This window comes from Stenotrophomonas sp. 28608_Sma, from assembly GCF_056486185.1.
This window is the reverse complement of the sequence record NZ_CM151308.1, coordinates 1,206,327-1,231,950: the sequence shown is the minus strand read 5'-3', so window position 1 is coordinate 1,231,950 and position 25,624 is coordinate 1,206,327. Positions and strand designations below refer to the sequence as shown.

The window sequence follows — 25,624 nt, the reverse complement described above, 5'->3', positions numbered from 1 at the left end:
GTCCAGTCTAGGCAGCCATGCGTGCGCCAGCGATGAACATGATGTTTCAGCGTGGAATGCGCCCACCACCGGCGACCCGCACGCGGTCGCGGCCCTGCGCCTTGGCCTGGTACATGGCCGCATCGGCGGCACGCAGCAGGGTCCGCCAGCCCAAGGCGTCGGTAGCACCGCGGGCCACGCCGAAGCTGGCGGTCACCCGCAGCACGGTACCGCCGGCCACCACGATGTCCAGCTGCTGCAGCGCAAGCCGCAGCGATTCGGCCAGCTGTCGGCCAGCGGCCAGGTCACCGTCGGCCAGCAGCACCAGGAACTCCTCGCCACCATAGCGGGAAATGCTGTCGCTGCGGCGAAGATGGCGCTGCAGCAGTTGCGCCACCTGTACCAGCACTTCATCACCCGCATCGTGGCCATGACCATCATTGATCGATTTGAAGCGATCAACGTCCAGCAGGATCACCACTGCGCTCATCCGCCCCTCGTCGTGGCGCTGCTGCACCAGTTCCTCCAGCGCGCGACGGTTCAGCAGTCCGGTCAATTCATCGGTGCCGGCCAGCTGGCGCAGCTCGCTGGTCAGCGCCGAGCGTTCGCGCGACTTCTCGCGCAGCACTTCAATCGCATCGAACAGGCGCTGCATCTCGGCCAGCGGATGGGTGACATGCTGCTCGGGCCCCGGCGCTTCGGAGGCAATCTGGATCACCTGCCGTTGTGCCTGCAGCAGAGGCCGCAGGATCTGCAGATGCGCGATACGCAGCGCCACACCCAGTACCACCAGGGTTCCCAGCGCGGTGGCCAGAAGTACCGCCAGCCGCGTGGCCTCCCGGTTGCGGGTGTGCTCGAACCTGGCGATGGACACACTCAGGTAACCGTCACGCAGCGCCTCAAGCGACTGCAGGGTCGGCACGTAGCGCGTGGTGAACTCGGCAGCGGTCCACGGCGGCGGCAGGCCACGCCGTCCATCGTCGATCAGCTGTTCGATCATCGGCAGTGACTCGCCGAAGAACTGCCGGCGCGCCATATCCCAATGCCAGGACAGCGTCGGATCACTGCGGAACACCGATTCGTGGCTGCCGGCCAGCCGCCACAGTTCCAACAGGCGGCCCTCGGTCTGCAGCGCCGCGCGCACCTGTTCGTTGCGCCAGGCACCGGGTACCGCCACCGGCGCCATCACGTTGGAGGCCAGACGCCCGCCGTGCTCGCGCAGGTCGATCAGCACCTGCCCCTGCATGGCTGGAATCGCCGCTTCGCGGTCGGCCCGGACCAGTACGTTGATCTGTGCCGAGGTCAGCACGTGCAGGCGGTCGACCACGGCAAACATGCCGCTGATCGCGCGCTCCACGTCTTCGACGCGTCGTGCGTCGCGCGGCTGCGCTGCCACCCGGTCCACGCCCGCGCGCGCCGACTGCAGGCGACGTTGCGCGTCTGCCAGCATCCCATGCTCATCCACCACGCCCGGATCAGCCGTGAACACGGCATCCAGCTGCTGCAGCGCGGTGTCCACACGCCTGCGTACCACCGCCAGCTGCAGCGTAAGCCGCGCATGCTCGCTGGCATCGGCCGGGGCGGCACCGAGCAGGCTGTTGGCCGGGCCGCGTTCGGCCGAGACCAGGTTGGCCAGGTCGAAGGTCTGGCGCAGCTGGCGCAGGCTGACCAGGTTGTCCTCGGCAGCGCTGTAGCGCAGCGTGCCCTGGACCAGCGCGATGGCCATCAACGGCAGCGTACAGACCACGAACGACCCCGCCAGGATCCAGACCCAGGTCCGCAGTCCGATGGGCGATGCCTTGCCGGCCATGCAAATTTCCCCTGAAGTGCGGATCACTGTAGCCGCCGGTCCCGGCAGCGCCAAGCCAGTGCCGCGCGAACCGTGACCATGGGTATACCGCAGCCACCGCGAACGCGCCGGCAAGGTCTCACCCCGCGCCGGGCTGGGGCGAATGCGTCACACCCTGCCGTACTAGATCCAGCGCTGGTCGACCAGTTCGCGCTTCACGTAGGCGTAGAACACCGGCGCCGCTACCAGGCCGGGCAGGCCGAACGCCGCTTCCATCACCAGCATCGCCAACAGCAGCTCCCAGGCGCGGGCCTGGATTTCGCCGCCAACGATGCGCGCATTGAGGAAGTACTCCAGCTTGTGGATCACGATCAGGTACAGCAGCGCCGCCACGGCCACGTAGAACGAGACCGACAGCGCGACGATGGTGATGATGGTGTTGGAAATGATGTTGCCCACCACCGGCAGCAGGCCGGCGATGAAGGTGATCAGTACCAGGGTCTTGGACAGTGGCAGGTGCACGCCGAACAACGGCAGCACGCCCAGCAGGAAGATGGCGGTGAACACGGTGTTGAGCAGCGAGATCTTCACCTGCGCGAACACCACCTGGCGGAACGCAGTGGCCAGGCGGCTGGTGCGGCCGATCAGCTCCTGCGCCAGCGGGCCCATCTTCGGCAGCGGCAGTTCGTCATACAGCGCGATCATCGCGCCCAGCACCATACCGATCAGTACGCGTACGCCCACCTGCACCACCGAGGTACCGGCCACGCCCAGCTGGCGCTGATGCTCGGCGGCCCAGTCGTTCAGTGCCGTGCGCAGCGCCGGCATGTCCTCGGGGATGTACGGCTGCAGCAGCGCCGGCACCTGGTGCCGCGACGAATTGAGGATCTCCATCAGCCGCGCCAGCAATGCGTCCGGTCCACCGGTCTCGTTGCGGAAAAATGACGCCACGCCGATCCCGGCCAGCACCAGCGCGCTGATGATCACCGCTGACAGCACGATCACCGCGATCGCCCGCGCCCGGCCTGGCGGCAGCTTGCCCTCCACGGTGGAGGCCAGCAGGTGGGTCAGCTGGAACACCAGCAGGCCCGACAGCAGGGTCACCACCAGGCCCAGCTTCAACGCCAGCCACATGCCCAGCAGCATCATCAGCCAGGCCGCGATCCTCGGGACGGGGGGCTTGGGCTGGGCAACGAGGGCGTCTTGCATGGGCGGCACGTCCGGGCAGGGTGGCCCATGGTAGAGGATTGGCGGCGATGATTCCGGGTGCAGGATGAACAGGCAACACACGCGGATTCCGCCGCCCCTTCTCCGTCCATCGGCACGTCCGCAATCACGCCCGGATCACACCCGGTCCAGTGCCAGATACCGCGCCGTGCGCACGATCGTCTCACGCTCGCCGAAGCTGGCCAGCTCGCCGGCAACACGCCCGCTGTCGCCAGTCGCTGCGATCTCCTGCAGGGTGCGCTGCATGGCCCGGATCGCAGCGCGCTGCAGGTCAGAGGGAATGATCACCAGCCGGTAATCGAGTTCGGCCAGCCGCGCCACCGGCACCAGCGGCGTCTTGCCGCTGTGGAACATGTTGATCAGCTTCGGCCCGGGAACCTGCTGCGAAATCACCTCAATCTGCTCCAGCGTTTCCGGTGCCTCGACGAAGATCATGTCCGCGCCCGCGTCCACATAGGCCTGCGCCCGTTCGATCGCCGCATCCAGGCCTTCGCAGGCGATGGCATCGGTACGCGCGATGATCATCAACTCCGGGTCGATCCGCGACTGGCAGGCGACACGGATCTTCGTGCACATCTCGCCCGCGTCGACCAGCGTCTTGTCATCCAGGTGTCCGCAGCGCTTGGGGAAGGCCTGGTCCTCGATATGCAGGGCGGCAACCCCTGCCCTTTCGAACGCGCGCACCGTGCGTTCAACATTCGCGGTGCCGCCGAAGCCGGTGTCAGCGTCGGCGATCACCGGCAGATCGCAGGCATCGACGATCCGTTCAACCTGCGCAAGCACTTCGCTGAGGCCGAGCAGGCCGATGTCCGGCACGCCGGCCGAACGCGCGATGGCGCCGCCGCTGGCATACACCGCATCGAAGCCGGCCAGCTCCACCAGGCGCGCCGACAATCCATCGAATGCACCTGGCGCAATCACGCTGCCCTGGCGGAGCAGATCGCGCAACTGACGTGTCTTTTTCATGTGGTCTCCCTTGTCGTTGGACATCTGCCGTGGGATACCGATGATGTTGCCGCCAGCGGCGACCGTCCAATACCGTGTTCGTACAGCACCAGAACGTTTGAGGTTCCAATGGAACTGCGGCACCTGCGCTACTTCGTCATGACTGCCCAGCTGCAGAGCTTCACCAAGGCCGCCGAGGCCCTGCATATCGCCCAGCCGCCGCTCGGGCAGCAGATCCGCGCCTTGGAGGAAGAGATCGGCACACCGCTGTTCCACCGGCAGGGACGCGGCATCGTGCTCAGCGATGCTGGCCAGGTATTCTGGAAAGCCGCGGAGGACATCCTCGCGCGCGTCGACCAGGCCAAGGAGGAGGCGCTGCGCGCCGCACGCGGCGAGGTCGGCACGTTGACATTGGGGCTGACCGAATCGGCGACCTACAACGAGGCTGTCACCGCGCTGATGCGCAGCTTCCAGCGGGCGCATCCGGCAGTGCAGGTGCGGCTGGTAGAAGATGGCAGTGAATCCCTGGTCCGGCGCCTCGATGATGGCGAGCTCGATGCAGTAATCGTGCGCCCGCCGTTTTCCAATACCGGTGAACGGATGACACAGCAACTCAGTGCCGAACCCCTGGTGGCAGTACTGCCGGCCGATCACCCGTTGGCGTGCCGGACGAGCATCGCGCTGATCGAGCTGCGCGACGAGCGCTTCATCCTGTTCTCGCGGAAATCGGGCCAGGGCCTGAGTGCAGACGTCGTCGCTGCCTGCCGCAGCCAGGGCTTTGCGCCTACCATCCAGCAGGAAGCGCCGCAGGTGGCTTCGGCGATCAACCTTGCCGCTGCCGGCCTGGGCATCGCCATCGTGCCGGCCTCGATGCAGAGCATGCACCGCAGCGGCCTGGCTTTTGTTGCGCTGGAACTGGGCATGCCGACCACCACGCTGCAGTTGGCGGTGCGCTGCGGGCCTCCGGCAACGGCCACCCAGCTGCTGGCCTGCGCCAGAGACCTGGCAACACCTCATTCGCCATAGCTGGCGTTGTTCTTGCCCTGGCGCTTGGCGTGGTACAGCGCGCGGTCGGCCAGTGCCAGCCAGTCCTCGACGCTGCCACCGCGCGGCGTCGCCGCGATTCCGATGCTGACGCTGAACTCGATGCCCGGTGTTGCCTGCCGTGCTGCCTCCAGAAGTTGCAGCCGAACCCGCTCTGCCACATGCATCGCATCGACGGGCGCACAGTCCTGCAGCAGCACGACGAACTCGTCGCCTCCCAGCCGCGCTGGGGTATCGCCAGGCCGGGCGAAGGCGCGCAAGGTGGACGCGATATGGCGCAGCACTTCGTCCCCGGCGCGATGACCGTGCGAGTCATTGATGCGCTTGAAGTCATCCACATCAAGCATCAGCAGGCAGGCAAAACCACCCTGCCCCTGCGCCTTGTCCAGTGCCTGCTGCGCACGGACGATCAGGAAGCCGCGGTTGGCCAGCTCCACCAGCGGGTCCATGCGGCTCAGCCGCTTCAACTGGCGGTTCTGCGATTTCACTCGCCGCGCCAGCTGCCAGCTGAGGATGCTGAGGCCGATGCCGTAGACGAACAGGAACGGCACGCTGAGCACGATCGTGCGCTGCGATGACACCGGCTGGTAAGGAAACCCGAGGCCCCACCAGGTGAGCACGAATCCCGCTACCAGTGCCAGTGTGGCCCGTACCGCCAGCTTCACCCCACCGGCGGCGATCTTGTCGGCGACCAGCAGCGCGGCGAACAACGCACTGGGTACCACGCTGAGCCCCATGAAGGCGATCCAGCCACCGCCAAAGAAGGAATCAACCACCATGCAACGGAACTGGACCACCGCAGGCTGGCGGGCGCGCTGGGTCAGCACCAGCGCGAGCGCCGGCCAGGCCAGCGCGTTGAGCAGCAGCAACACCCAGGCCCACGGGCCGTCCTGACGTTCAAGAATGATCGAGGCGATGGGAATCGCGCCCAGCCCATTGCCCACGAAGCGCATCCAGCCGATGCGACGTGCCGCGCCGATGCCTTCGACCGCGACTTCCGTCGAGTCCGTCAAGAACGGCATTGCCGACCCCCTTGCGCGATCGCACGCCCTTGCCGGGCGGCCTGTGGTGAGTCTGACAGCTCTGCGTCAATTCGGGATCAAGGATTCACGGCGGTTACCCTGCCTCACCCACGCCTGGGTGGCGCCGTTGAACCCCGCAGCATCAGGCTGAAATCCAGCGTCTGCTGCAGCGGCACATCCATGTGCTCGATGATGGCAAGCAGCAGGTTGACCGCGCGCTCACCGATCTCCCGCATCGGTTGCCGGATGGTGGTCAACGGCGGCGTGAGGTAGCGGGAAGATGCCAGATCATCGAAGCCGACGATCGACAGATCCTCCGGCACGCGGATGCCCAGATCGCGGCAGGCCGCCAGGGTGCCCAGCGCCATCTGATCGCTGAAACAGAAGATCGCCGTTGGCGCAGACATGCCGTCCAGCAGCGCCATGGCAGCCGCATGGCCGGATTCCACCGAAAAGTCACCCGGCACGATGTTCAGCTGGCGCAGGCGTCCACGCGCCTTGCCAGCCGCCCGCACCCCTTCCAGCCGTTGCTGGTGCAGCGGATTGTCCGGCGGTCCGCCGACCACGGCGATCCGCTCGTGTCCCAGCTCATACAGATGTTCCATCACCACGCGCGCGGCCGCGGCGTTATCGATATGGACGCTGGGAATGCCCAGCGCGGGGTCGAACTCGCAGCCGTTGATCACCGGCGCGGCGGCACCGCGCTGCTGGACGATCTCGCGCGCCGTCGGCGGCAGGCGGTGCCCCAGCACGATCATGCCGTCGGCCTCGTTGCGCCGAAGCATCTGCGCATAGCGCTCCTCGCGGTCGGGTTGATGCTGGGTATCGCCGAGCAGAACCGCATAGCCGACCGCCTGTGCGGCGTCCTCCGCCCCCTGAAGGATCTGCGCGAAGAACGGATTGGCGATGTCCGGGACGGTGACCAGAATCTTGCCGCTGCGCTGGGTCTTGAGCGTGCGGGCCACCGTGTTGGGCACATAACCGAGTGCGGCAGCGGCCTGCTCGATGCGCGCGCGCGTGGCCGGCAGCACTTTGTCCGGCCGGGAAAGCGCCCGCGACACCGTGCCTGCGGAGACGCCGACGTGCTTCGCGATGTCGTAGATGGTGGCCATGGCGTTAGTTCTCCTGTCTGCTGTGCAGTGCACAACAGGTCCTGCGTGAGCCCCTGCTAGGATAATGCAATCGATTGCATCGAGGGCGAATCACGTTGAAGACGCTCAAGGGTCCAGCGCTGTTCCTGGCGCAGTTCATCGGCGACACAGCTCCTTTTGATCGGCTGGACACGCTGGCCGGATGGGCCGCGGGTCTGGGCTATTCTGGCGTACAAGTCCCCACCGGCGCGCCCCACCTGTTCGATCTGGCCGAGGCCGCGCGCAGCCAGGCGTACTGCGACGACGTCGCCGGCATGCTGGCCGGTCATGGCGTGCAGATCACCGAGCTGTCCACCCATCTGCAGGGGCAGCTAGTCGCGGTGCATCCGGCCTACGACAGCCTGTTCGACGGATTCGCGCCGGCGGACAAGCGCGGCGATCCGGCTGCCCGCCAGGCTTGGGCAGTCGAGCAGCTTCTGCTGGCCGCCAAAGCCAGCCAGCGCCTGGGGCTGACCGCGCATGCCACGTTCTCCGGCGCATTGGCCTGGCCCTATTTCTATCCCTGGCCGCAGCGTCCACCGGGACTGGTGGAAGAAGCCTTCGCCGAACTCGGCCGCCGCTGGCGCCCGATCCTGGATGCGTTCGACGCCTGCGGCGTGGACCTGTGCTTCGAGATCCACCCGGGTGAGGACCTGCACGACGGCGCGACCTTCGAACGCTTCCTCGATGTGGTGGACCATCACCCCCGCGCCAAGATCCTGTACGACCCCAGCCACCTGCTGCTGCAGCAGATGGACTACCTGGGCTTCATTGACCGCTACCACGCGCGCATCGGCATCTTCCACGTCAAGGACGCGGAGTATCGCGCCAGCGCGAGCAGCGGCGTGTATGGCGGCTACCAGGACTGGATCGATCGTCCGGGCCGGTTCCGTTCGCCCGGTGATGGCCAGATCGACTTCAAGGCGATCTTCTCCAAGTTCGCCCAGTACGACTTCCCCGGATGGGCGGTACTGGAATGGGAGTGCTGCCTGAAGCACCCGGAGGACGGCGCACGCGAGGGTGCCGCCTTCATCCGCGACCACATCATCCGCGTGACCGAGCACGCCTTCGATGACTTCGCCGACAGCGGCACGGACGCCGCATCACTGCACCACATGCTGGGAATCTGAGCCATTACCGCCCCGGGAGGGCAAGCCATGTCGCACGCCATGTCGCGCCTGGGCGCGATGATGTTTCTGCAGTTCTTCATCTGGGGAGCGTGGTTCGTGACCCTCGGGACGTACCTGGTGCAGGGCCCGCTGCAGGCCAGCGCCAGCCAGGTGGCCACCGCCTTCCTCAGCCAGTCGATCGGCGCGATCGTGGCGCCGTTCCTGGTCGGCCTGATCGCCGATCGCTACTTCGCCGCGCAGCGCATCCTCGCGGTGCTGCACCTGGCCGGCGCGGTACTGATGTGGCTGGCGTCCACCGCCACCAGCTTCAGTGTGTTCTCGGCCTGCGTGATGGGCTACATGCTGCTGTTCATGCCCACGCTGGCGCTGGCCAACAGCGTGGCGATGCGGCACATGCAGTCGCCCGAGAAACAGTTCCCGCTGGTACGCGTGGCCGGCAGCATCGGCTGGATTGTCGCAGGCGTGCTGATCGGCTGGCTGGGCTGGGAGCAGGCGCATCGGCTTGAACTGACATTCCGGATGGCAGCGTTGGCATCGCTGGTGTTGGGCCTGTATGCGTTCACCCTGCCACACACGCCGCCACTGGCACAGCAGCGCGATGCCGGACTGGGGCAGATCCTCGGGCTGGATTCATTGCGGCTGCTGAAGTCGCGCGCCTACCTGGTGTTCTTCCTGGCTTCCATCGCCATCTGCATCCCGCTGTCGTTCTACTACAACTTCACCAATCCGTATCTCAACGACCTGGGCGTGCGCGGCGCCGCAGGCCTGCAGTCGCTGGGCCAGGTTTCCGAGGTGCTGCTGATGCTGGCCATGCCGTTCCTGTTCGTTCGCCTTGGCGTCAAGACGATGCTGGCGGTCGGCATGGCGGCCTGGGTGGTGCGCTACGTCCTGTTCGCCTTCGGCGATGCGGGCAGCGGCTTCTCGCTGCTGGTGATCGGCATCGTGCTGCACGGCATCTGCTACGACTTCTTCTTCGTCACCGGCCAGATCTACACCGATGCCCATGCCGGCCCCGCCGTGCGCAGCAGCGCGCAGGGCTTCATCACCCTGGCCACGTACGGCGTGGGCATGCTGATCGGCACCTTCCTGTCCGGCGCGGTGGTGGAGCACTTCACCACCGAGGCCGGCCCCGACTGGCAGCAGATATGGCTGTTCCCGGCCGCTGTCGCGCTGGTGGTGCTGATCGCCTTCCTGCTGCTGTTCCGCGACCGGCCCGCCGTGGCCGCCGCATCTTCCACACCCTGAGGATTCGAGCCGATGCCAACGCTTGGAATCGCCATCGCCATCGTCGGCGCCGGCATGATCGGCGCCGTGCACCGCCGGGCGGCCTTGCTCGCCGGTGCCGAGGTACGCGGCGTTGCCGCTTCGTCAGCGCAGCGCGCGCGTGAGATGGCGCAGCTGTGGAATGTCCCGCGCGCCTATCGGGATATCGAAGAGGTGATCGCCGATCCGCAGGTGCAGGTCGTGCATGTCTGCACGCCCAACCATCTGCACCGCGCGATGGCGCAGGCAGCACTGGAAGCCGGCAAGCACGTGATCTGCGAGAAACCGCTGGCGACCACGCTGGATGATGCGCAGGCGCTGGCGGCGTTGGCCGCCTCGACCGGCTTGGTTGCCACGGTCCCCTTCGTCTACCGCTACCACCCGGTGGTGCGCGAGGCGCGCGCACGCGTAGCACAGGGCGATCTGGGGCCGCTGCACCTGATCCACGGCAGCTACCTGCAGGACTGGCTGCTGGACCCGGCCAGCAACAACTGGCGGGTGGACCCGGCGTTGGGTGGCGCATCGCGCGTATTCGCCGACATCGGCTCGCACTGGTGCGACCTGGTGGAATGGGTCAGCGGCGAACGCTTCGCCGAGGTCAGCGCGGCGTTCTCTACGGTCATCGCCGAGCGCGGCGCCGTCAGCGGGCAGAGCTTCAGCACGCCAACCGCAGCCAGCGCAATGCAGTCGGTAACGAGCGAGGACGTGGCGGCGGCGATGTTCAGGACCGGCGCCGGTACGCTGGCATCTCTGACGGTCAGCCAGGTCTCGGCCGGACGCCACAACCGCCTCTGGTTCGAGATCGACGGTGCCAAGGCCAGCGTGGCTTTCAACCAGGAAGACGCCGAGCGCCTGTGGATCGGCCTGCCCGACCAGCGCGAGGAGATCTTCGTGCGCGGACCAGGCGCCGGCAGTGCCGATCAACGCCGCCTTTCCGTGCTGCCGGCCGGACACGCGCAGGGCTACGCCCAGTGCTTCGAAGCGTTTGTCGCCGACACCTATCGCGCCATCGGCAGCGAGCGACCGCAGGGCCTGCCCACCTTCGAGGACGGCCTGCGCTCGGCGCGGATCGTTGATCGTGTCATTGCATCGGCCAGGTCGCGCGCCTGGACTGCCATCGGTTGAAACCCGGGAGGATCTGTTGATGAAAGCCCTTGTCCATGGAACTGCAAGCCTCATTCTGCTGCTCGCTGCCCTGCCCGCTTTTGCAGTCGAAGCCGCCAGCACGCAGAAGCCGATCGCGGTACAGATGTACACCCTGCGCGATGCCGGCTCGCTCGAGCAGCAACTGAAGATCGTCCACGACGCAGGCGTCCATGCGGTGGAAACGGTCGGCACGCAGAACTCCAGCGCGGCCGAGCTCAAGCAGCTGCTGGACCGGTATTCGATCAGGGCGGTTTCATCGCATGTGCCGCTGGCCGAGCTGCGCAGCAATCTGGACGGGGTGGTGACCTTCAACCGGTCGATCGGCAACACGACGCTGGTGGTGCCGTACCTGGACAAGAAGGATCGCCCGATCGATGCCGCCGGCTGGACCGCCCTGGGCCAGGAACTGGGCCGCATCGCAAAGCAGGTGCGCGGCAAGGGCATGCGTCTGGCCTACCACAACCACGACTTCGAACTGGCCGACTTTGATGGCAGGACCGGACTGGAACTGCTGTTCGCCGCCGCCGGTCCAGACCTGCAGACCGAGCTGGACCTGGCCTGGGTCGCGCGTGCAGGCCTGGACCCGGCAGTGATGCTGGCAAAGTTCCGCGGCCACGTATTCGCGGTCCACGCCAAGGACAATGCACCGAAGGGCCAGGCCCAGGACGAAGGCGGATTCGCCGCGGTGGGCCAGGGCGTGCTGGACTGGAGCGCGATCCTGCCTGCTGCGGCAGCCGCCGGCGTGCATTGGTACATCATCGAGCACGACCAGCCACGCGATCCGGCCAGGATCATCCAGACCGGTGCGGACTACCTGCGTGAACACCTGACCACCAACGTGCCCGCCCGTGCGCGGCGCTGACGCATCAAGGAGCCCCACATGAAAATGATCCTGGCAACGGCGGTGGCCCTGGGTGGCATGAGCGTTGCGACGGCCGCCTGGTGCAAGGACGATCCGGCTGCGGGTGCAAAGCTCTACACCGCGAACTGCGTGGCCTGCCACGGCGCCGATCGTGCGGGCATGCCGGGCGCGTTCCCGGCGCTCACCGACATCGGCAAGCGCATGGCGCCCGCACAGATCAAGGAAAAGATCAGCAAGGGCGGCGGGCTGATGCCGCCCTTCTCCCAGCTTTCACAGCAGGAGATCAATGACATCGCCAGCTACCTGGCGAAGTAAGCGGCCGGCGACCACGCTGGCCGCGTGCCCCTACAGCTCGCGCACCCAGATGTTGCGGTAGCTGACCCTGGAGTCATGTTCCTGCAGATAGAGCGGCGCACACGCATGCGGCGCGTAGGAAGGCGCGCCGATGTACTCGGTCTTGCCCGCCAGCACAGTGTCGTCCTGCACCAGCACGCCGTTGTGCAGCACCGTGATGCGCGCGGGCGACACAAGCCCGCCGCCCGCCGAGAAGCGGGGTGCTTTCCAGAGGATGTCGTAGGCCTGCCACTCACCCGGTGCGCGCGAGGCGTTCACCAACGGCATGGCCTGCTTGTAGATCGAGCCCGCCTGGCCATTGGCATAGGTCGGGTTGTTGTAGCTGTCGAGCACCTGCAGTTCATACAGCTCCTGCAGGAAGATCCCGCTGTTGCCACGATTCTGTCCGTCGAAGCCCTTCGTGTCGGTGGGCGTGCGCCACTCCACATGCAGCTGGACGTCGCAGAAGCGTTGCCGGGTGCGGATGCCCTTGCTGCCGGGCACGACGGTCATCGCGCCATCGGCAACCTTCCAGGGCACGCGACCGCCCTGCTCCGACTCCCACGCGGAAACATCCTTGCCATCGAACAGCACGATTGCGTCGGACGGGGCCTTGCCTGGCGGCGTAGCCACGGTCGCAGGTACCGGCGTCCACACCTCGGTCTTCTTCGGATCGCGCGCGGCGTCGGCACCGTTCTGCGCGAACACGGGTGCGGCGGCCAGCACGGTAGCCGCGATCAGCAGCGGCTTGATCATCCTGTTGCACTCCATCAGCTGGTCCCCCAGGCGGGCGTGCCGGGAACATAAGCAAGATCGCCGTCGTAGCGCCCCGGCACGGCAACGTACTGCAGCACCCCGGTCGCGCCGACCTTGGAGGTGAAGAAGCCGAAGATGGCCAGCTGCTTGAGCATCGTGAAGTAATGCGGCATCGCCTCGCCCTCTTCAGGCGTACCGGTTTCGGTCACATCGGCATGGCGTGCCTTGGCTTCGGCGTCCAGCGTGCGCAGCAATTCGGTGCGGGCTTCCGGCGTGAGCGACACGAAGCGGCCGCCGGCGCGTTTGTCGATGTCGGCCAGCCCTGCGCGGAACGTCGCCTGCTGCCGGGCGGTATAGCAGTCGCTGACGAACGTCGCCATGAACAGGCCGGCACCGGCATCCTTCGCCCCTGGCGTCCGGGTCCGCGGCAGGATGGTCTCGGCAATCTCGTCCAGCGTGGCGACGTCGGCATCGGAGAAATGAATCTTGGTGGCGGCGGCCGGTGCCTGCCCCTGCACAAGCGCAGGCAGGCCGACCATGGCCGCACCGGTGGCGGCGACGATCATTTTCAGCAGTTCGCGGCGATCCATCACAGGTTCCCCGCTTTCAGTTCGCGCACGGCGTGGTCGGCCGCGCGCGCGGTCAGCGCCATGTAGGTCAACGAAGGATTCACGCAGGCGCTGGAGGTCATGCAGGCCCCGTCGGTCACATAGACGTTGGGTGCATCCCAGACCTGGTTGTGCTGGTTCAGCACCGAGCTCTTCCGATCACGTCCCATGCGCGCGGTCCCCATTTCGTGGATACCCTTGCCCGGGGCGTAATCGTTGTCGTGCATCTTCACGTCCTTGACGCCGGCTGCCTCCAGCATCTCGGCGGCATCGGCGGCCATGTCCTTGCGCATCGCCAGTTCGTTGGCGCGCATGGCAACGTCCATCGCCAGCACCGGCAGCCCCCACTTGTCCTTGCGGTCGCGGTCCAGGCGGATCGTGTTGTCGTGGTGCGGCAGCATTTCACCGAACCCGGTCATGCCGATGCGCCAGTCACCGGGCACGGTCAGCGCCTCCTTCAGATCGGCACCGATGTTCAGCTCGGCGATCTCGCGCGACCAGCCGGTGCGGCTGGCACCGCCCTGGTAGCCGAACCCGCGCAGATAGCCGCGCTTGTCGGCCGCAACGTTGCGGAAACGCGGAATGTAGAAGCCGCAGGGACGACGGCCGAAGTAGTACTTGTCGTCGTAGCCCTCGACCCGGCCGGAGGCACCCGCTCCGAAATGATGGTCCATCACGTTGTGCCCAAGCTCGCCCGACGATGAGCCCAGCCCGCCCTCCCACACATCAGTGGCCGAGTTCATCAACAGCCACGTCGAGTTGAACGACGACGCGTTGAGGAAGATGACCTTGGCCGTGTACTGGTAGGTCTGCCCAGTCTCCGCGTCGATGATCTCCACCCCGCGCGCACGCTTGCGGTCCTTGTCGTAGAGCACTTCCTTGACGATCGAGAACGGCCGCAAGGTCAGGTTGCCGGTCTTCATCGCCGCTGGCAGCGTCGCCGCCTGGGTCGAGAAGTAGGCACCGAAGGGGCAGCCCAGGATGCACTTGTTGCGGTACTGGCAGTTGACGCGCCCCTGCTCGGGCATCGGCTTGGTGATGTTGGCGGTGCGCGAGTGGATCATATGGCGCGTTCCGCCAAAGGCCTTCTTGATCCGTGCAGCTACGTCCTTCTCGACGATATTCAACGGGATCGGCGGCAGGAACTCACCATCCGGCAACACGTCCAGTCCTTCGCGCGTGCCGGCGATGCCGGCGAACTTCTCTACATGGTCGTACCACGGCGCGATGTCGGCGTAGCGGATCGGCCAGTCGGTGGCGATGCCGTCCTTGAGGTTCGCCTCGAAGTCCAGGTCGGAGAAGCGATAGCTCTGCCGGCCCCACAACAATGAGCGACCACCGACGTGGTAGCCGCGGAACCAGTCGAAGCGCTTGGTTTCGATGTAGGGCGAGTCCTGTTCGTTGGCCCACATCCCTTCCAGGTTCTCGGCCAGTCCGTAGTCGCGCATCAGCACCGGGAAGTCGGCCTTCATCGCCTGCGTTGGCCGGTTGCGGTGCGGGAAGTCCCACGCTTCCTTCATCGCATTGACGTAGTCCTTGACGTGCTCGATGTTGCGCCCGCGTTCCAGCATCAGGACCTTAAGGCCCTTTTCGGTCAGCTCCTTCGCCGCCCAACCGCCACTGATTCCCGAGCCAACAACAATGGCGTCGTAGTGATTATCTGCCATGGGTTTCTCACCTGGGTGGATATCGTTTCAGACGTCGCAGAGGCGGATCGCCTCGCGCAATGAGGCAACGGGATCGGGCGCTGCAGGCGTGAACTCCTGCGCCAGATACCCCTTGAAACCAGTATCGCGGATCGCGCGGCAGATGGCCGGATAGTGGAGCTCCTGCTGGTCTCCGATCTCGTTCCGGCCAGGCACGCCTGCGGTGTGGTAATGCTTGAAGCAGGCGTGATGCTTGCCGATGGTGGCGATGATGTCGCCCTCCATGATCTGCATGTGGTAGATGTCGTAGAGCAGGCCGAAGTTGTCCGAGCCGAGCCGCTGGCACAGCTCCACACCCCATGCGGAGTGGTCGCACAGGTAGTCACGATGATCGACCTTGGAATTCAGCAGTTCCATCACCAGCACCACACCGCGCCTCTCGGCGTGCCCGAGGATGCGCTTGAGGCCGGCCTCGGCATTGGCCAGACCTTCCTTCGGGTCCATGCCGTTGCGATTGCCGGAGAAGCAGATGAGATTTCGGTAGCCGGCATCGGCGACCAGATCGATGTGCCGCGTGTAACGCTCCACTAGCTGGTCGTGGAATTCGCGGCCGGCGAAGCCCTTGGTCAGGCCCAGCTCCGCGCCGTTGCACATCGAGCTGTACACGCCATGGGCCTTCAGCGTCGGCCAGTCCTCCGGACCGACAAGGTCGATCGCGGCGAAGCCGATGTCTTTTACCGTCGTGCAGAGCTGGGCAACCGACAGCTGCGGGAAGGTCCAGCGAGCAACGGAATGTTTCAAATTGCCCTTGAGCGCTGCGGTGGCGGCGAATGCAGGCAACGCTCCCGCAGTACCCAGAGCTACGCCTCCAGCAACCGCCATGCGCAACGCATCGCGCCGCGTGAGGCCCACCGCCGGGGCCGGTCTGATCGAATGGATGGACATCCACCTTCCGGCCTCCCAACCGGTATCAAACGCAACGATTCACAGCAATGCAATCGATTGCACCATAGGGGAGGAAATTGTCTGTTTGCAAGTCGCGGTGCACGAAAACCGATGCTGCGGGGCACAACTCCGAAGGGATTCCGGAAAAAGAAAAGCCCCGCATGAGCGGGGCTTTCTTTTCTGCTGCGAACGAGCGTTCGATCAGAACGGAATATCGTCGTCAGCAAAGTCGTCCATCGGCGGCGCCTGCTGCGGCTGCGGGCGCTGGTTGCCCCCCTGGTTGCCGTAACCGCCGCCCTGGTTGCCGCCCTGGTTGCCATAGCCACCGCCCTGGCCGCCACGCTGGCCGCCGCCACCGCCGCCGTACTCCTGGCGCGGGGCCTGCTGGCGCTGAGGACGATCGCCGCCGTAGTTGCCACCACCGCCACCGCCGCCGCCTTCACCACGGCCGCCCAGCATCTGCATTTCATCGGCAACGATGTCGGTGGAGTACTTCTCCACGCCGTCCTGGCCGGTGTACTTGTCGTAGCGCAGGCTGCCTTCGACGTAGACCGAGCTGCCCTTGCGCAGGTACTCGCCGGCGATCTCGCCGAGCTTGCCGAAGAACACCACGCGGTGCCATTCGGTACGTTCCTGCTGGTTGCCATCCTTGTCCTTGCGGACGCTGGTGGTGGCCAGGCTGATGCGGGTGATCGCCATGCCGCTCTGGGTGTACTTCACGTCCGGGTCGTTGCCGAGGTTGCCGACCAGGATGACTTTGTTGATGCCGCGCGCCATAGATGGATTCTTCCGTTGTCCGGGGCTGGACCAGTGATAGCACACCCGACGGGGTGCCGATACGCTGGACCTCCCACGGTTGCGAATGGGGGATATCGGAACGAGGCATCTTACCATTCCCTTCGCCCCCGGCCCGTCGGGAATCCGGCCGATCCGGGTCGGAACCGGCCTCAACGAAGCAGGGGGCGATCCAGCAGCAGGCCGGTGACCCGCGTAACCTCCCCCACCGCCACCACCTTGGGCCCTTCATGGCAGTGGAAGCGCACGCCCGGCCGGATACGCTCCCGGTGCAGCCCCGCCCTCAGCACCTCATTGACCACGGTCAGACCGGCCAACAGGGACTCTCCCACCGGCAGCGGCAGCTCGGTCGCCCAGCTGTCGCCCTCAGCGTGCCGGAAGTCGGGCCAGATCATGAACAGCTCGGGTATCCCAGCGTCATCGGCATAGGCGAAATCCCAGCGGATACCATTCCGGGCGGGGCTGCGACGCCCACCCTCCTCTGGCGCAAGGATGCGGATCCGCGCCTCGAAATCGTCGGGGACACCCGGGTACAGGCGAAAGGTCACCGCTTGGCTCCATCAGGCTATGGTGTTGACCGTCGCACGACCGCGACCGTGGCCACAAGTAGTGATGGCCAGGACGGCCGGCAGCCACCGCATGGCATCATGCCCAGGCATCTTCCGCCTGCCCGCTTCCGCGTTCCCATGACGATCAAAGGCAAAGCCACCTCCCTGGACATCGCCCACCTGGCCGGGGTCTCCCAGCCGACCGTGTCGCGGGCGCTGCGTGGCAGCCCGATGGTCAACGCCGAGACCCGCGAGCGCATCCTGCGCATCGCCCGCGAGCTGAACTACAAGGTCGACAAGAACGCCTCCAGCCTGCGCCTGCGCAACGCCGGCACGCTGGCCCTGCTGTTCTTCGAGGACCCGACCAACGACGACTCGCTGATCAACCCGTTCTTCCACTCGATGCTGGGCTCGATCACCCGTGCCTGCGCCCTGCACGGGCAGGACCTGCTGGTCTCGTTCCAGCAGCTGTCCACCGACTGGCAGGCCGATTACGAGGACAGCAACAAGGCCGACGGCATCATCCTGCTCGGCTACGGCGACTACCACCAATCGCGCGACCGCCTGCAGCGGCTGGTCGAACAGGGCACGCACTTCGTACGCTGGGGCGCCGCCCTGCCCGGCCAACCCGGTGTATCGATCGGCAGCGACAACTTCCAGGGCGGGCATGACATCACCACCCACCTCCTGCAGCAGGGCTGCCGCCGCATCGCCTTCCTCGGCCATGCCTCCAGCCATTACCCCGAATTCCAGGAGCGCTACCGCGGCCATGTCGCGGCCCTGCAGGAACACGGCCTGGCTGCGGAGCCGGCGCTGCAGCACGATGCGATCACCACCGAGGCTTCCGGCCAGGCGGCCTGCCAAGTGCTGCTGGCGCGCGGTGAACCGATCGATGCGATCTGCGCCGCCAGCGACCTGATCGCCATCGGTGCGATGCGCGCGCTCCGCGAGGCTGGCCTGCGGGTGCCACAGGACGTGGCGGTGACCGGCTTCGACGACATCCCACTGGCGGCCTCGGTATCCCCGGCGCTGACCACCGTGCAGCAGGACACCAAGCAGGCCGGACAGCTGCTGGTGGAGCGCCTGCTGGCACTGATCGGCCGGCAACCGGTGGAGAGCCAGAGCATCCCGGTGAAGCTGGTGGTGCGGGAATCTTCGCTGCGCGGGTAAGCGCTGCCAGGCCACCGCCCCACGCCCCAACGTGCGACGGCGGAATTCTCCCCCCATGACCAACGGCGGATGCGCACGGAGGCTGATGCGCGGATAACGCGCAGACATCGCCCATGGAAAGGTGTACGTCGCATGCTGAAGATCGATTCGCTGTCCAAGACGTACGCCAACGGCGTGCATGCCCTCAACAACGTCACCCTGGACATCCCGCGCGGCATGTTCGGCCTGCTCGGCCCGAACGGCGCCGGCAAGTCGTCGCTGATGCGCACGCTGTCCACCCTGCAGGAAGCCGACAGCGGCACGGCCATGCTCAGCATTCCGGGCGAAGCGTCGATCGACGTGCTGCGCGACAAGGACGCGGTGCGCCGCCGGCTGGGCTACCTGCCGCAGGATTTCGGCGTGTACCCGAAAGTCAGCGCGCTGGACCTGCTGGAACATTTCGCGGTGCTCAAGGGCCTGACCCAGCGCGCCCAGCGCCGCGAGGTGGTCGATGGGCTGCTGCAGCAGGTGAATCTGTGGGACGCGCGCAAGCGCAAGCTGGGCACGTACTCCGGCGGAATGCGCCAGCGCTTCGGCATCGCCCAGGCGCTGCTGGGAGACCCGCGGCTGGTGATCGTCGATGAACCCACCGCCGGCCTCGACCCGGAAGAACGCAACCGCTTCCTCAACCTACTGGCCGCCATCGGCCAGAACGTGGCGGTGATCCTGTCCACCCACATCGTCGAGGACGTGACCGATCTGTGCCCGACGATGGCGATCATGAACAAGGGCCAGGTGCTGCTGACCGGCCGTCCGGCCGAAGCCATCGACGCCCTGCAGCACCAGGTCTGGCGCAAGCAGGTCGATCCGTCGGAACTGGCCGACCACGAAGCGCGCTATGTGGTGCTGTCGACCCGTCTGGTCGGTGGCCGCCCGGTGATCCACGTGCACAGCGCCAACGACCCCGGCGACGGCTTTGCGGCCGTAGCTCCCGACCTCGAGGACGTGTACTTCCAGCGCCTGCGCCTGCAGGCCCGTGCCCGCGCGGCAGCCTGAGCGGAGCACGCCATGATCCTCAACTTCTTCCGCTTCGAGCTGCGCGAGCAGCTGCGTTCCCCGCTGCTGTGGCTGCTGGCCGGGCTGTTCGCCCTGCTCGCCTTCGCCGCCGCCTCCAGCGACGCCGTGCAGATCGGTGGCGGCAGCGGCAACGTGCACAGCAACGCGCCCACCGTGATCGCGCAGATGCTGGGCATCTTCACCCTGCTCGGCATGCTGGTCACCGCGCTGTTCGTCAGCAATGCGCTGCTGCGTGACTTCGAACTCGGCACTGCCGAACTGATCTTCGCCAGCCCGGTGAAGCGCCGCGACTACCTGGCCGGGCGCATCGCCGCCGCCCTCGCCGCCGGCCTGCTGGTCTACGTTGTGATTGCGTTCGGCCTGTGGCTGGCGCCGTTCATGCCGTGGGTCGATCCCGAGCGCATGGGCCCGATCAGCTGGCAGGGCTATGCGTGGACGTTCGCGGTCATCGTCATTCCGAACCTGCTGTTCACCACCGCGCTGCTGTCGCTGCTGGCGGCGCTGACGCGCTCGATCCTGTGGGTCTACATCGGCCTGGTGGCCTACCTGGTGCTGTATGGCGCCAGCGCGGCCCTGCTGCGCGACATCGACAACACGTGGATCGCGGTGCTGAGCGAACCGCTGGGCATGCGCGCACTCGGCCGCACGATCCGCTACTGGTCCACCGCCGAACGCAACAACGGGATTCCCGAGCTCGCCGGTTACCTGCTGGTCAATCGCGCCCTGTGGTTGGGCGTGGCTGCCGCGCTGTTCGCCGCCACCTTCGCGCTGTTCCGCACCGAACGCAGTGGCAGTGGCCGTCGGCGCTGGGGCCGCAGGCAGGCGCAACCGGTTGCCGATGCCAGCGTGGTCCGTCCCACCCGCGCGACGCTGCCGCGCGTGGTACCGGCGTTCACTACCACCACGGCGTGGCAGCAGTTCCTGCGCCAGGTCCGCTTCGATACACGTGGTGTCCTGCGCAGCGTGCCGTTCATCGTGCTGCTGGTGCTGGGCCTGGCCAACTTCCTGCCCAGCGCGCTGTTCCGGCAGACCCTGTACGGCACCTCGATCTGGCCGGTCACCTCACAGATGATCATGGGCCTGCAGGGCGCCTTCAGCTGGCTGCTGGTGATCATCGTGCTGTTCTTCGCCGGTGAGCTGGTCTGGAAGGAACGCAGCGCGCGCATCAATGAAGTGACCGATGCCATGCCGGTGCCGAACTGGGTGCCGCTGCTGGCCAAGTTCACTGCACTGCTGGCGGTGATCGTCTGCTTCCAGGCCGCCGGCGCGCTGGCGGCGATGGGTGTGCAGCTGGCCAAGGGCTACACGCATCTTGAGCCGCTGCTGTACCTGCGCAGCCTGGCCCTGGATTCGGTGGTCTACATCCTGATGGGCGGCCTGGCGCTGGTGCTGCAGGTGCTCACCAACAACAAGTTCGTCGGCTACGCACTGCTGATCGTGGTGATGATCGGCCAGGGTGTGCTCGGCCTGCTCGACTACACGCAGAACCTGTACAACTTCGGCAGCTGGCCCAACGCGCCCTATTCGGACATGAACGGCTACGGCCACTTCCTGACCGGGCAACTGGCGTTCCAGGGCTACTGGGCCCTGTTCCTGCTGACCTTGATGTGCCTGGCGTCAGCCTTCTGGGTACGAGGTGTCAGCCAGGGCCTGCGTCAGCGCCTGGCCCTGGCCGGCCGCCGCCTGCGCGGCCCGACCGGGGTCTTCGCCGGAGTCGCCGCATTGGCCTTCGTCGGCGTGGGTGGCTGGCTGTACTGGAGCACCAACATCCGCAATGAGTTCATCTCGCCCGACCAGCAGCTGGATCTGCAGGCCCGCTACGAGCGTGAACTGTCGAAGTACCGCAACCTGCCGCAGCCTCGCATCGTGGCGGTGGACAACCGCGTTGACCTGTTCCCCGAATCGCAGTCGATGGTGATCGATGCGAACTGGACGGTGCGCAACACGCATGCCGTGCCGATCCAGGACGTGCATGTCTCGATGGGCGACGACAAGCAACTGGTCGCGGCTGACCTGGGTGGGCAGACACTTTCGATGCATGACGCCGAACTCGGCTACCGCATCTACCGCCTGCAGAAACCGCTGCAACCGGGTGAAACCCGCAGCGTGCATTTCCGGGTGGTGCAGAAGCCCAACGGCATCACCGCGGGCCAGGCGCCAAGCAACATCGTCGACAACGGCACCTTCTTCAACAGCCGCGTGCTGCCGTCCTTCGGCTACAACGAAGGTGCGGAGATCAGCGACCGCAACGAGCGTCGCAAGCGTGACCTCGGCGAACCGCGGCGCATGCCCAAGCTGGAAGACGAAGCCGCGCGTGCCAACACCTACATCTCCAACGATGCCGATTGGCTCGACTTCCGCACCACGGTCTGCACCGCGCCGGACCAGGTGGCGCTGGCCCCGGGCTACCTGCAGCACGAGACCACGGTGAACGGCCGGCGTTGCTTCAGCTACGCGATGGACCGCCCGATGCTGAACTTCTACGCCTACCTGTCGGCACGCTGGGAGGTGCGCAGGGCGAAGTACAAGGACATCCCGATCGAGGTCTACTTCGATCCGGCGCACGGCTACAACGTGGACCGGATGATCGAAGCGGTGCAGAAGTCGCTGGCCTACTACGAAGCGAACTTCACGCCGTACCAGCATCGCCAGGTGCGCATCATCGAGTTCCCGGGCTATGCGCGCTTCGCACAGTCGTTCGCCAATACCATCCCCTACTCCGAGGCCATCGGTTTCATCGCCGACCTACGTGATCCGGACAAGGTGGACTACGTGTTCTACGTGACCGCGCACGAGATCGCACACCAGTGGTGGGCGCACCAGGTGATCGGTGCCAACGTGCAGGGCGCGACGGTGCTCTCCGAATCGTTGTCGCAGTACTCTGCGTTGATGGTGATGGAGCAGGAGTACGGCCGCCAGCACATGCGCCAGTTCCTCAAGCGCGAGCTGGATGGCTACCTGTCCGGACGCGGTGGCGAGGCCATTGAGGAGCAGCCGCTGGAGCGCGTGGAGAACCAGCAGTACATCCACTACCAGAAGGGTTCGCTGGTGTTCTACCGGCTGCGCGAGGAAATCGGCGAGCAGGCGCTGAACCGCGCGTTGAAGCGCTTCCTGCAGGACAAGGGCTATCAGCAACCGCCGTACACCACCTCACGCGAACTGCTGGACTACATCCGGGCGGAGACCCCGGCCGACCGCCAGCAGCTGGTCACCGACCTGTTCGAGAAGATCAGCTTCTACGACAACCGGGTGATGGCCGCCAGCGCCCGCAAGCGTGCTGACGGTCGCTACGACGTAACCCTGGACCTGCACGCCGCCAAGCAGTACGCAGATGGCAAGGGCAAGGAGAGCGACGGCACGATGGATGACTGGGTCGAGATCGGCGTGTTCGCCAACGGGCCCTCCGGCAAGGAACGCGACCAGAAGGTGCTGTACCTGCAGCGCCACCACATCACCAGTGCCGAGCCGAAGATCACGGTGACGGTGGATGAAAAGCCGGATGAAGCAGGCTTCGATCCCTACAACAAGCTGATCGACCGGGTGAGCGATGACAACCGGCGCAAGGTGACGATGTGAGGCAACGGGGCGCCGGCCTGTCCGCCGGCGCTCCACGCAACAGCTGCGGGCTTGGCTCGGCCTTACTGTAGTGCCGAGCCATGCTCGGCATACTGCCCACGGTGACCGCGAAGCTTCAGCGCACCGTCGCCTTCGGCCCCAGCAACGCCAGCAGCACATAGACCACGATCGAGGCGACGGTGCCGAGCGCCGCCGGCAACCCGAATGCCCACGCCGAACGGCCCTGCTGGCGCGCCCACTGGGCCAGATGCCAGGCCGCGCCCAGATTGATCAGCCAGGCAATGACGAACACCGGCCACAGCACCATGCCCAGGGCGCGCAGCAGGGGCATGGAGACCAACGCGGCAACGATCGCCGCGATCAGGAAGATCAGGGCGGAGCGGGAGTGCCGGGCCGTTGCGGTGCTCATGCCGCCAACCTGCGCACCATCACCAGCACGCGGTGGCTGCGGTTGTCGGATTCCTGCAGCGGCTTCCAGCCCAACCGCGCATACAGGCCGCCATCCAACGATTCGGTCTGCAGGTACAGTTCGGAAACGCTCATCCGCACCGCCTGCGCCGCGGCCTGTTCGACCAGCGCGCCAGCCAGCCCACGCCCGCGATGACTATCGGCCACGAACACGCTGCCCAGCCAATGCTCGTACTGCGGGAAGGCCTGCATTTCCCGGCGCTTGAGCTGCACGGCACCGACCACCTGGTCTCCATCGAAGGCGGCGATCAGGTGCGGGAAACCCTCGGCGTCCTGAGGTGTGTTCAGCCGCTGCAGTTCCTGTTCCAGCGACAGGCCGGCGTCGCGGCCCCATTCGGCGTGGTACCACCGGGCCAACTGCTGCCGTTCCGGTGCATCGGCGGGTAATACCCTGAATTCCATGGCAATGCCTCGATGGGGAAGCGTTCTGTAGAGTCGAGCCAAGCTTGTATGTTCCTCCCGGCTCCTACGCGGTATGTAGGAGCCAGGGTGGAGGGACCGTCAAGCATGCATCTGCGGATACTAGCCGACAGACGAGTCGAGCGATCCCCATCCCGCACACGAACGTCGATAAAGGATCGTACGGCCCCCAAAGGGGATCGTCGATGTAGGCAAGCTAACGTCGGTGCGGTACCACCCCAGCCCCTTAAAGATAGCTGGGAGCCGTACAAATGTCTGATTCTCTCGATATTGGCGTGGACGTGGACTCCAAGGAGTTCGTACCGGCAGTGGCCGACCGCAAGGCCGGCGACAGGATCGCCAACACCCGGGCCGGCATAGCCCAGTGGCTCAACACCTTGCCCCAGCGATGCCGGATTGGCATGGAGGCGACGGGGCGGTACTACGAGTTGTTGGCTCGGATGGCTGGCCAGGCAGGCCACGTTGTCTATGTGATCAATCCACGTCTGATCAAGCACTACGGCCGGGCGACGGGCTCGCGTGGCAAGACGGACGCCATGGACGCCGAAGCGATCGCCCGGTACGTGAAGAAGGAGAACGATCGCCTGCGTGAATACGTACCGCGTACCGACGAGCAGCAACAGATGCACGATTTGCTGCGCAAGCGGCAGACGCTGGTAAAGACACGCGCGCGCCTGGAGCAATCCTTCGGGGTAAGCAAAAGTGCCCCCGGGGAGCTGTCAGATCTGTTCTGCGCTCTGGCTGGGACGCTGTCCGAGCTGGAAAGCGAACTGCAGCGCTTGGGTCGCGATGGAGAGCATGGCACGCTCTACAAGCGCCTGTTGACCATCCCTGGTATCGGCCCCGCCGTCGCCGCTCACCTGATTTACTACATGACGCGCTGGCCGTTGGCCAACGCCAACGCGTGGATCGCCTGCACGGGCCTGGATCCCCGGCCCAACGAGTCTGGCGGCAGAACGGGACGGCGTCGGCTGTCCAAACAGGGCGCGCCAGTGCTGCGCCAGATGCTCTACATGGCCGCCATGGGGCTCAAGCGGTGTCGTCGGGGGCAACCGCTCTACGACGAGCTGTCAAAACGCGGTCACCCCAGCACCGCCGTCTTCAACATCCTGGCCAGAAAGCTGGCCAGGATCGCCTGGGGTGTCTTCAAAAGCGGCCGGGACTTCGATCCGGCCATGCTGAAGGTGGGTCAAGCCTGCTTCCAGCAGGCTTGACCACGAACATAGGATCTCGACTCTACAAATATAGCGCGGTGGCGGTTCAGCCCTGGGCGAAGTCCTTCAGGATCTCGCCCACGCCGCTCGGCGAAATCTCAAAGCCCAGCGAAGTGCCCGGATTGATCACCACGCCATAGCCACCCGGCACGCGGCGCAGCACGTCCAGCATCAGCCAGCGGATCTGATGTTCGGCCTGCTGGCTGTAGATGCCCACCCGCGACGGGTCGGTGAACACGGCCACGTGCAGGGTGCCCTGCTTGTCGAACAGCAGCGGGTCGAAGCCGCTACCGTCGGGGGTGACCAGGCTGCCGGTCAGCAGCACCACTTCGGAGGCGACGAAGGCCTCCATGAAGGCGCGGATCGGCACCGCCCCGTCCATCGCCGCCTTCAGCAGGGTTTCGATCGGGGTCTGCGGGGCGAGGTCGGTCATGGCGGTACGGTGGGGCGTGAGGGGTGCCTATTGTGCCGGATGCAGGCAAACCAGGTAGTGCCGGCCGCTGGCCGGCACCTGAAGGTGCCATGGATTCATGGGTTGCCGGCCAGCGGCCG

General features: G+C 66.1%; 24 protein-coding genes. 10 read left to right on the top strand and 14 right to left on the bottom strand.

The genetic code is table 11. The features are described 5' to 3' along the window. Positions 1-46: 46 nt before the first annotated feature. From ACZLHH_RS05610 to ACZLHH_RS05600, 3 genes are all read right to left on the bottom strand, one after another. Positions 47-1,789: a GGDEF domain-containing protein gene (locus tag ACZLHH_RS05610; protein WP_049461805.1), complete on the bottom strand. Its 1,743-nt coding sequence runs from the start codon at positions 1,787-1,789 to the stop codon at positions 47-49. A 162-nt stretch (positions 1,790-1,951) separates the two neighbouring features. Beyond that, positions 1,952-2,977 (bottom strand): AI-2E family transporter, encoded by a 1,026-nt coding sequence (locus ACZLHH_RS05605; RefSeq protein ID WP_012510371.1) that lies wholly within the window; start codon positions 2,975-2,977, stop codon positions 1,952-1,954. Between the two features lie 135 nt (positions 2,978-3,112). Beyond that, the gene (locus ACZLHH_RS05600; protein ID WP_049398866.1) at positions 3,113-3,961 is read right to left on the bottom strand and encodes an isocitrate lyase/PEP mutase family protein; all 849 of its coding nucleotides are present in this window, start codon (positions 3,959-3,961) and stop codon (positions 3,113-3,115) included. 108 nt (positions 3,962-4,069) lie between these two features. Here ACZLHH_RS05600 and ACZLHH_RS05595 point away from each other — a divergent pair, with 108 nt between their 5' ends. Continuing rightward, positions 4,070-4,966 (top strand): LysR family transcriptional regulator, encoded by an 897-nt coding sequence (locus ACZLHH_RS05595; RefSeq protein ID WP_049461806.1) that lies wholly within the window; start codon positions 4,070-4,072, stop codon positions 4,964-4,966. On the opposite strand, the gene ACZLHH_RS05590 is transcribed toward ACZLHH_RS05595, so the two are convergent. Together ACZLHH_RS05590 and ACZLHH_RS05585 are read right to left on the bottom strand one after the other, a co-directional pair. After that, positions 4,954-6,006, bottom strand: a complete 1,053-nt coding sequence (locus ACZLHH_RS05590; RefSeq protein ID WP_049463739.1) for a sensor domain-containing diguanylate cyclase — start codon at positions 6,004-6,006, stop codon at positions 4,954-4,956. The genes ACZLHH_RS05595 and ACZLHH_RS05590 overlap by 13 nt on opposite strands. Positions 6,007-6,110: 104 nt before the next feature. Then, positions 6,111-7,118, bottom strand: coding sequence for a LacI family DNA-binding transcriptional regulator (locus tag ACZLHH_RS05585; protein ID WP_049461483.1), 1,008 nt, complete (start codon positions 7,116-7,118; stop codon positions 6,111-6,113). A 95-nt stretch (positions 7,119-7,213) separates the two neighbouring features. On the opposite strand from ACZLHH_RS05585, the gene ACZLHH_RS05580 reads away from it, so the two are divergent. The 5 genes from ACZLHH_RS05580 to ACZLHH_RS05560 are packed head-to-tail and all read left to right on the top strand — an operon-like array spanning position 7,214 to position 11,852. Further along, positions 7,214-8,266, top strand: a complete 1,053-nt coding sequence (locus ACZLHH_RS05580) for a sugar phosphate isomerase/epimerase family protein (protein WP_049461481.1) — start codon at positions 7,214-7,216, stop codon at positions 8,264-8,266. Between the two features lie 27 nt (positions 8,267-8,293). Next, complete coding sequence (locus ACZLHH_RS05575; RefSeq protein WP_049461480.1) at positions 8,294-9,511, top strand: nucleoside permease; 1,218 nt, start codon at positions 8,294-8,296, stop codon at positions 9,509-9,511. Positions 9,512-9,523: 12 nt separating this feature from the next. Beyond that, the gene (locus ACZLHH_RS05570; RefSeq protein ID WP_049461478.1) at positions 9,524-10,654 is read left to right on the top strand and encodes a Gfo/Idh/MocA family protein; all 1,131 of its coding nucleotides are present in this window, start codon (positions 9,524-9,526) and stop codon (positions 10,652-10,654) included. A 19-nt stretch (positions 10,655-10,673) separates the two neighbouring features. Continuing rightward, positions 10,674-11,537: a sugar phosphate isomerase/epimerase family protein gene (locus ACZLHH_RS05565; RefSeq protein ID WP_049461476.1), complete on the top strand. Its 864-nt coding sequence runs from the start codon at positions 10,674-10,676 to the stop codon at positions 11,535-11,537. A gap of 18 nt (positions 11,538-11,555) precedes the next feature. Further along, positions 11,556-11,852, top strand: coding sequence for a c-type cytochrome (locus ACZLHH_RS05560; RefSeq protein ID WP_049461474.1), 297 nt, complete (start codon positions 11,556-11,558; stop codon positions 11,850-11,852). Positions 11,853-11,882: 30 nt separating this feature from the next. Here the strand turns inward: ACZLHH_RS05560 and ACZLHH_RS05555 are convergent, their stop codons facing one another. The 6 genes from ACZLHH_RS05555 to ACZLHH_RS05530 form a co-directional block, all read right to left on the bottom strand. Beyond that, positions 11,883-12,626, bottom strand: a complete 744-nt coding sequence (locus ACZLHH_RS05555) for a 3-keto-disaccharide hydrolase (protein ID WP_239684298.1) — start codon at positions 12,624-12,626, stop codon at positions 11,883-11,885. Between the two features lie 14 nt (positions 12,627-12,640). Further along, positions 12,641-13,216, bottom strand: a complete 576-nt coding sequence (locus ACZLHH_RS05550) for a gluconate 2-dehydrogenase subunit 3 family protein (RefSeq protein ID WP_049461470.1) — start codon at positions 13,214-13,216, stop codon at positions 12,641-12,643. Next, entirely contained in the window at positions 13,216-14,901 is a 1,686-nt protein-coding gene (locus tag ACZLHH_RS05545; protein WP_049461468.1) for a GMC oxidoreductase, read from the bottom strand. Before ACZLHH_RS05545 ends, ACZLHH_RS05550 begins: the two co-directional genes overlap by 1 nt. Positions 14,902-14,928: 27 nt before the next feature. Next, on the bottom strand, positions 14,929-15,825 hold the full coding sequence (locus tag ACZLHH_RS05540) for a hydroxypyruvate isomerase family protein (RefSeq protein ID WP_049461466.1): 897 nt from the start codon (positions 15,823-15,825) through the stop codon (positions 14,929-14,931). A 201-nt stretch (positions 15,826-16,026) separates the two neighbouring features. Further along, a complete protein-coding gene (locus tag ACZLHH_RS05535; RefSeq protein WP_010483495.1) occupies positions 16,027-16,602 on the bottom strand; it encodes a single-stranded DNA-binding protein in 576 nt (191 codons plus the stop codon). A 170-nt stretch (positions 16,603-16,772) separates the two neighbouring features. Next, positions 16,773-17,168 (bottom strand): hypothetical protein, encoded by a 396-nt coding sequence (locus ACZLHH_RS05530; protein WP_049461464.1) that lies wholly within the window; start codon positions 17,166-17,168, stop codon positions 16,773-16,775. Positions 17,169-17,306: 138 nt separating this feature from the next. On the opposite strand from ACZLHH_RS05530, the gene ACZLHH_RS05525 reads away from it, so the two are divergent. From ACZLHH_RS05525 to ACZLHH_RS05515, 3 genes are all read left to right on the top strand, one after another. After that, positions 17,307-18,338 (top strand): LacI family DNA-binding transcriptional regulator, encoded by a 1,032-nt coding sequence (locus ACZLHH_RS05525; RefSeq protein WP_049461462.1) that lies wholly within the window; start codon positions 17,307-17,309, stop codon positions 18,336-18,338. A gap of 132 nt (positions 18,339-18,470) precedes the next feature. Continuing rightward, a complete protein-coding gene (locus ACZLHH_RS05520) occupies positions 18,471-19,373 on the top strand; it encodes an ABC transporter ATP-binding protein (protein ID WP_049461460.1) in 903 nt (300 codons plus the stop codon). A gap of 12 nt (positions 19,374-19,385) precedes the next feature. Further along, positions 19,386-22,970 carry an ABC transporter permease/M1 family aminopeptidase gene (locus ACZLHH_RS05515; RefSeq protein ID WP_049461458.1) on the top strand — a complete coding sequence of 1,195 codons (3,585 nt, stop codon included), beginning with the start codon at positions 19,386-19,388 and terminating at the stop codon, positions 22,968-22,970. A 115-nt stretch (positions 22,971-23,085) separates the two neighbouring features. Here the strand turns inward: ACZLHH_RS05515 and ACZLHH_RS05510 are convergent, their stop codons facing one another. Further along, positions 23,086-23,379 (bottom strand): hypothetical protein, encoded by a 294-nt coding sequence (locus ACZLHH_RS05510; protein ID WP_049461457.1) that lies wholly within the window; start codon positions 23,377-23,379, stop codon positions 23,086-23,088. Continuing rightward, positions 23,376-23,840 carry a GNAT family N-acetyltransferase gene (locus ACZLHH_RS05505; protein WP_049461455.1) on the bottom strand — a complete coding sequence of 155 codons (465 nt, stop codon included), beginning with the start codon at positions 23,838-23,840 and terminating at the stop codon, positions 23,376-23,378. The genes ACZLHH_RS05510 and ACZLHH_RS05505 overlap by 4 nt, the downstream gene beginning before the upstream one ends. A gap of 269 nt (positions 23,841-24,109) precedes the next feature. Between ACZLHH_RS05505 and ACZLHH_RS05500 the strand changes: the two genes are divergently transcribed. Beyond that, positions 24,110-25,072, top strand: coding sequence for an IS110 family transposase (locus ACZLHH_RS05500; RefSeq protein ID WP_132808894.1), 963 nt, complete (start codon positions 24,110-24,112; stop codon positions 25,070-25,072). Positions 25,073-25,118: 46 nt separating this feature from the next. Here the strand turns inward: ACZLHH_RS05500 and ACZLHH_RS05495 are convergent, their stop codons facing one another. Continuing rightward, entirely contained in the window at positions 25,119-25,505 is a 387-nt protein-coding gene (locus tag ACZLHH_RS05495) for an SseB family protein (protein WP_049462191.1), read from the bottom strand. Between the last annotated feature and the right edge of the window lie 119 nt (positions 25,506-25,624).

What these genes read in the sequence shown, in the direction of transcription:
- ACZLHH_RS05610 (WP_049461805.1), bottom strand. Translation starts at nt 1,789, where the DNA reads ATGGCCGGCAAGGCATCGCCCATCGGACTGCGGACCTGGGTCTGGATC.
- ACZLHH_RS05605 (WP_012510371.1), bottom strand. Translation starts at nt 2,977, where the DNA reads ATGCAAGACGCCCTCGTTGCCCAGCCCAAGCCCCCCGTCCCGAGGATC.
- ACZLHH_RS05600 (WP_049398866.1), bottom strand. Translation starts at nt 3,961, where the DNA reads ATGAAAAAGACACGTCAGTTGCGCGATCTGCTCCGCCAGGGCAGCGTG.
- ACZLHH_RS05595 (WP_049461806.1), top strand. Translation starts at nt 4,070, where the DNA reads ATGGAACTGCGGCACCTGCGCTACTTCGTCATGACTGCCCAGCTGCAG.
- ACZLHH_RS05590 (WP_049463739.1), bottom strand. Translation starts at nt 6,006, where the DNA reads ATGCCGTTCTTGACGGACTCGACGGAAGTCGCGGTCGAAGGCATCGGC.
- ACZLHH_RS05585 (WP_049461483.1), bottom strand. Translation starts at nt 7,118, where the DNA reads ATGGCCACCATCTACGACATCGCGAAGCACGTCGGCGTCTCCGCAGGC.
- ACZLHH_RS05575 (WP_049461480.1), top strand. Translation starts at nt 8,294, where the DNA reads ATGTCGCACGCCATGTCGCGCCTGGGCGCGATGATGTTTCTGCAGTTC.
- ACZLHH_RS05570 (WP_049461478.1), top strand. Translation starts at nt 9,524, where the DNA reads ATGCCAACGCTTGGAATCGCCATCGCCATCGTCGGCGCCGGCATGATC.
- ACZLHH_RS05565 (WP_049461476.1), top strand. Translation starts at nt 10,674, where the DNA reads ATGAAAGCCCTTGTCCATGGAACTGCAAGCCTCATTCTGCTGCTCGCT.
- ACZLHH_RS05560 (WP_049461474.1), top strand. Translation starts at nt 11,556, where the DNA reads ATGAAAATGATCCTGGCAACGGCGGTGGCCCTGGGTGGCATGAGCGTT.
- ACZLHH_RS05555 (WP_239684298.1), bottom strand. Translation starts at nt 12,626, where the DNA reads ATGATCAAGCCGCTGCTGATCGCGGCTACCGTGCTGGCCGCCGCACCC.
- ACZLHH_RS05550 (WP_049461470.1), bottom strand. Translation starts at nt 13,216, where the DNA reads ATGGATCGCCGCGAACTGCTGAAAATGATCGTCGCCGCCACCGGTGCG.
- ACZLHH_RS05545 (WP_049461468.1), bottom strand. Translation starts at nt 14,901, where the DNA reads ATGGCAGATAATCACTACGACGCCATTGTTGTTGGCTCGGGAATCAGT.
- ACZLHH_RS05540 (WP_049461466.1), bottom strand. Translation starts at nt 15,825, where the DNA reads ATGTCCATCCATTCGATCAGACCGGCCCCGGCGGTGGGCCTCACGCGG.
- ACZLHH_RS05535 (WP_010483495.1), bottom strand. Translation starts at nt 16,602, where the DNA reads ATGGCGCGCGGCATCAACAAAGTCATCCTGGTCGGCAACCTCGGCAAC.
- ACZLHH_RS05525 (WP_049461462.1), top strand. Translation starts at nt 17,307, where the DNA reads ATGACGATCAAAGGCAAAGCCACCTCCCTGGACATCGCCCACCTGGCC.
- ACZLHH_RS05520 (WP_049461460.1), top strand. Translation starts at nt 18,471, where the DNA reads ATGCTGAAGATCGATTCGCTGTCCAAGACGTACGCCAACGGCGTGCAT.
- ACZLHH_RS05515 (WP_049461458.1), top strand. Translation starts at nt 19,386, where the DNA reads ATGATCCTCAACTTCTTCCGCTTCGAGCTGCGCGAGCAGCTGCGTTCC.
- ACZLHH_RS05510 (WP_049461457.1), bottom strand. Translation starts at nt 23,379, where the DNA reads ATGAGCACCGCAACGGCCCGGCACTCCCGCTCCGCCCTGATCTTCCTG.
- ACZLHH_RS05505 (WP_049461455.1), bottom strand. Translation starts at nt 23,840, where the DNA reads ATGGAATTCAGGGTATTACCCGCCGATGCACCGGAACGGCAGCAGTTG.
- ACZLHH_RS05500 (WP_132808894.1), top strand. Translation starts at nt 24,110, where the DNA reads ATGTCTGATTCTCTCGATATTGGCGTGGACGTGGACTCCAAGGAGTTC.
- ACZLHH_RS05495 (WP_049462191.1), bottom strand. Translation starts at nt 25,505, where the DNA reads ATGACCGACCTCGCCCCGCAGACCCCGATCGAAACCCTGCTGAAGGCG.